The sequence below is a fragment of the uncultured Thiodictyon sp. genome, from assembly GCF_903828115.1.
In the GTDB taxonomy this organism is placed as follows: Bacteria; Pseudomonadota; Gammaproteobacteria; order Chromatiales; family Chromatiaceae; genus Thiodictyon.
Genome location: NZ_CAIKKU010000704.1, coordinates 1 through 5009, shown reverse-complemented (window position 1 = coordinate 5009; position 5009 = coordinate 1). Strand labels below are relative to the sequence as shown.

Genomic DNA, 5009 nt, shown 5'->3' with positions numbered 1-5009 from the left:
TCGAATAATCCGACCACGATTACGACAACGACAACGACAACGAGGCCTGGTCCGTGAGAACGTCCGGTAGCTGTAGCTGTAGGGTACGCATCGCGTCCCCGGCTCCGGCGGTCGTGGCAGCTTGGTGCCGACACAGTTTTGAGTTCCGAGTGTTTGGATAGAAATGGACAGGATTAACAGGATTTCTCAGGGTTTACAAGATGTGTTCTTGATGCGCGTTGCACGCTATTAGTCCTGTTAATCCTGCAAAATCCTGTTAATCCTGTCCAGTTTTTGTCCGCTTGCTCACGGGCCCGAGTGGTGTCGGGATTCCCGCGTCCCGGTGCCAGGCGGATGGAGCCCAGGCGCGGGACGCTTGCAAAGTCCGCGCCACGGCCCGATATCGCGTGACGATAACGGGGTATTCATCAGCAGGGGAGAGACGAATGGCAGACGTGCAGACCGTGGACGTGGCGAGCGAGGCCGCGGAGGGCGAAGGCAGCGGCGTCATCCAATTGGCGCGGGCCAATGACATGCTGCCCGGTCAGATCCATCTGTTGCCGGTCGCCTCCCGGCCCTTCTTTCCCGGCCAGGCGGTCCCCTTGATGATGGCCGCCGAGCACTGGTCGACCACCCTGCACGCGGTCGGCGAGACCGAGCACAAGATCCTGGGCGTGGTCCTGGTCAAGAGCGAGACCTCCGAGGACGCCGGCCCCGGGGACTTCTACCCGGTCGGCACCGCCTGCCGGGTGCACCGCGTGCACCGCCAGGAAGGTCACCTGCAGGTCCTGGTGGAGTGCCTGCAGCGCTTCCACATCGACGGCTGGGTCCACGACAAGGTCCCCTTCAATGCCCGCGTCTCCTACCTGCCGGAACCGGCCGGGACGCCGGACGACCAGGTCCGCGCCTATGCCATGGCGGTGATCAACACCATCAAGGAACTGCTGCCGCTCAATCCGCTGTATGTGGAAGAGCTGCGCATGTTCCTGGACCGCTTCGGCCCGGACGACCCCTCCCACCTTGCGGACTTCGCCGCCAGCCTCACGACCTCCAAGCGCGAACAGTTGCAGGAGGTCCTGGAGGAGGTGCAGCTCCTGCCGCGCATGGAAAAGGTCCTGGTGCTGCTCAACAACGAGCTGGAACTGGCCAAGGCGCAGCAGAAGATCCGCCGCTCGGTGGAGGAGCGGATGCAGACGCAGCAGCGCGAGTTCATGCTGAAGGAGCAGCTCAAGGCGATCCAGAAGGAGTTGGGGATCGCCAAGGACGACCGCACCGCCGAACTGGACAAGTTCAAGGCGCGCCTCACCAAGCTCACCCTCACGGCGGAGGCGCAGAAGCGGGTGGACGAGGAGATGGAGAAGATGGGGATGCTGGAGACCGGCTCGCCCGAATACTCGGTTACCCGCAACTATCTGGACTGGATCACGCTCCTGCCCTGGGGCCAGCACTCCCAGGACAAGCTGGATCTGAAGCGCGCCCGCCGCATCCTGGACCGCGACCACTATGGCCTCAAGGACGTGAAGGAGCGCATGCTGGAGTTCCTGGCCGTGGGCATCCACAAGGGCGAGATTGCCGGCTCCATCATCCTCCTGGTCGGCCCGCCCGGGGTGGGCAAGACCTCCATCGGGCGCTCGATCGCGGACGCCTTGGGCCGGCGCTTCTACCGCTTCTCCGTGGGCGGTATCCGCGACGAGGCGGAGATCAAGGGCCACCGCCGCACCTATATCGGCGCCATGCCCGGCAAGTTCCTCCAGGCGATCAAAGACGCCGGCACCGCCAACCCGGTGATCATGCTCGATGAGATCGACAAGATCGGCGCCTCCTACCACGGCGATCCGGCCTCGGCCCTGCTGGAGGTCCTGGACCCGGAGCAGAACTCGGACTTTCTCGATCACTACCTGGATCTGCGCTTCGACCTGTCCAAGGTCCTGTTCGTCTGCACCGCCAACACGACCGACAGCATCCCGGGACCGCTCCTGGACCGTATGGAACTCATTACGCTCGCCGGCTATATCGCCGAGGAAAAGCTCCAGATCGCCAGGAAATACCTGCTGCCCCGCCAGATCGATCGCGCCGGCCTGCCCAAGGGCACCATCCGGCTGGACACCACCACCCTGCGCGCACTCATCGACGGCTATGCCCGGGACGCGGGGGTGCGGCGACTGGAGAAGCAACTCGGCAAGATCGTGCGCAAGGTCGCGGTGCGGATGCTGGAGGGGGCCCAGACGCCCATCACCGTCGGCGAGACGGATCTGAAGGGCTATCTGGGCAGCCCGGTCTTTCGCGACGAGCGCAAGCTCTCCGGCCCCGGGGTCGTGACCGGACTCGCCTGGACCGCCATGGGCGGGGCCACCCTCTCCATCGAGGCGGTGCGCGCCCACGAGCAGGGCCGCGGCATCAAGCTCACCGGCCAGTTGGGCGACGTCATGAAGGAGTCGGCCGAGATCGCCTACAGCTATCTCACCAGCCACGCCCGCCAATACAACGCCGAACCCGGCTATTTCGACAAGGCCTTCATCCATTTGCACGTCCCCGCCGGGGCCACCCCCAAGGACGGCCCCTCCGCCGGCATCACCATGGCCTCCGCAATACTCTCGCTGGCCCGCAATCTGCCGGTGCGGCGCATCGCCATGACCGGTGAGATCACCCTCACCGGCGAGGTCTTCCCTATCGGCGGGGTGCGCGAAAAGCTCATCGCCGCGCGGCGCGCCGGGTTCAAGGAGATCATCCTGCCGGAGGACAACCGCGGCGAATACGAAGAGGTCCCGGAGCACATCCGCAAGGGGTTCCTGATCCATTTCGCCTCGCGCTTCGAGGACGTGGTACCGCTTCTCTTCAAGGCCTAGCCCGCATTGCTAGCCCGCATTGCGCGCGGAGCTCGGCGCGAGTGCCGTAGGACTGCGCCGCGCAATGTGGGCTTAAACAAGATCCGCGAGACGCAGTGCCCACTCTATGCAGGCCGCAACCCAATGCCATTAAGTTAAGCGCCGACGGCGCGGCTTCTCGTTCCCACGCTCCGCGTGGGAATGCCGGGCGGGCGCTCCGCGTCCGGTCTTGGCGCTGGACGCGGAGCGCACGCACTTGCTCCCACGCAGGAGCGTGGGAGCCAGAATGGCTTTACTTAATGGCATCGAGCCGCAACCAGGGATGGCGGGGCATCCGCGAGCGGCCGGTGTTGGGTGCAATGGTCCGCAAGCACTTCGGCAGGCTTGGCGCGGGAATGCCCTTTCTTCAATTGGTGATAGGCCGTGGTTTCATCGACCGGCAGGCCGCTCAGGTACCCGACCCAGGTCTCAATGTTGCGGCATGGTACGAAGATCGCGACATGATCCGCCGGTTGGCGCTGGATAGCCGCCTCCAAACCCCTGATGCGCGTCTCAACGTCCTGCGGATCGCCGTCGATGATGACGATGAGACAGATACGCTCACTGGCCTTGCGTCGGTAGGTGCGTAATTCCCCTGGGAACGTGTCGCGAACCCACTGCTCGGCCGCACCTTTGGCGGTCGGCGCGATGCGCGAGGCCAGTTGCCGTTCGTTCCAACCACAAGCGACCAGAAAGGCGCGGGCAAAGTGCCAATGCGCCCGGTCTTCGCAGAGTACGACCGCGCGGACCTGTCTACTCATCGAAGACCCACCCGCGCTCGACCAGTTGATCCATCGACACGCCCGCGGCGCCGGTGCCCGGTTCGATTCGGCGTACCCGCGTCGGTGCCAGCGGGCCGTCGCGATCGATCCAATACCCGGCGTCACGGGCGAGCAGGTTGATCGGCCGGGGATGGTGAGAGATCAGGATGCCCTGCTGAGGTGGCTCGGCGCAGCGTTCGTCGAAGCGATCCAACCAAGGACCGATCTCCGGCAGCGCCAGGAAGTTCTCGGGCTCATCGACGCACAGGGTGGCGCCGTCGTCCGGCAGGCAGTGGAGCAACGTATAGAGCGCGATCAAGGCCCGCTCGCCATCGGAGAGGTCGCCAAGGCGCCAGGCCATCCGTCGGCCGTCCGGTCCCTGCATCGTCGCCTCCAGGAGCTTGGCCTCACCCGACTGGCGCAGGCGCAACACGTCGAAGCCAGGCAGAACCTCACGGAGCGCCGTATTCAGGGCCATCACCGCGCCGGGTTGCTCCTGACTCAGCCAGCGATACCAGGACGCGAAGTTGCCGAGGCGAGGGTCCGGGCGTGTGACCTCTTCGCGCGTCTCACCGCCGATCAGCATCGGGTTCGGTCGCACGACCAGCAGGCTCCCGAGCCGACGGCGAAACCAGGTGAGTTGCGTGTTGTCCGGGCGCTCGGGGAGCGCGCCAACGCCGGAGCGGGACCAGTCGAACAGGTACTCCCCGCCGGCGCTTCCGTCGTCCCGGAACAGCCGGGCGCGTGCTTCGGATCCATCCACCGCGAACTCGAACAGGGCTTGCCCGTCGAGATGCAGGGTTTCCCGTTCAATGCGTACCCGGCGACGGTCCGGGTCGTGGGAGATCGTCAGCGCATAACGGAAGACGTGGGCGTCGTCCCGCACCATGTCGAGCTCGAAGCGCTGCTCGAACCGCGTTTCCCAGGCCGTCAGGTCCGCGGAAGTGAAGCAGTCGTCGATGCGCGCCCCATCGACCACCAGGCGGCGCAGGCGCTCCAGCAGGTCGAAGATCGTGGACTTGCCGGCGCCGTTCGGCCCCAGCAGCAGGACGATCCGCCCCAGGTTCAACTCGAAATTGACCAGACAGCGGAAGTTATCGGCGTACAGGCGGCTCAGCATGGTCAGGATATCCGATGAATCGGCGGGACATGGCAACGCGGCGGCAGGGGCCGCCGCTGGCCCTGTCATAGTCGCACGAAGGGCGAGGGCCTGCCCAAGTGGACTGCCGACCCGCGGCTGTCGGCGGCTGACCTATTCAGCCTAGAAAGAGCAGTTCTCACACAGAGACACAAAGATCACAAAGATTTTCAACGCGATATGTAGGTCGAGGAGGTCACCCGGGCGGTGATCGGCCCAACGCCTTCAATGATCTGTTTTTCTTTGTGTTCTTTGTGTCTTTGTGTG

At 64.9% G+C, this 5009-nt stretch carries 3 protein-coding genes; 1 reads left to right on the top strand and 2 read right to left on the bottom strand.

What is annotated here, in order from left to right:
* The first annotated feature begins 425 nt into the window (after positions 1-425).
* Positions 426-2825 carry an endopeptidase La gene (gene lon, locus QZY48_RS26545; protein ID WP_295436550.1) on the top strand — a complete coding sequence of 800 codons (2400 nt, stop codon included), beginning with the start codon at positions 426-428 and terminating at the stop codon, positions 2823-2825.
* 275 nt (positions 2826-3100) lie between these two features.
* Here lon and QZY48_RS26540 read toward each other — a convergent pair whose 3' ends face one another.
* Both QZY48_RS26540 and QZY48_RS26535 read right to left on the bottom strand, forming a co-directional pair.
* Complete coding sequence (locus QZY48_RS26540) at positions 3101-3604, bottom strand: hypothetical protein (protein WP_295436549.1); 504 nt, start codon at positions 3602-3604, stop codon at positions 3101-3103.
* Positions 3597-4724 (bottom strand): AAA family ATPase, encoded by a 1128-nt coding sequence (locus tag QZY48_RS26535; RefSeq protein WP_295436548.1) that lies wholly within the window; start codon positions 4722-4724, stop codon positions 3597-3599. The genes QZY48_RS26540 and QZY48_RS26535 overlap by 8 nt, the downstream gene beginning before the upstream one ends.
* Between the last annotated feature and the right edge of the window lie 285 nt (positions 4725-5009).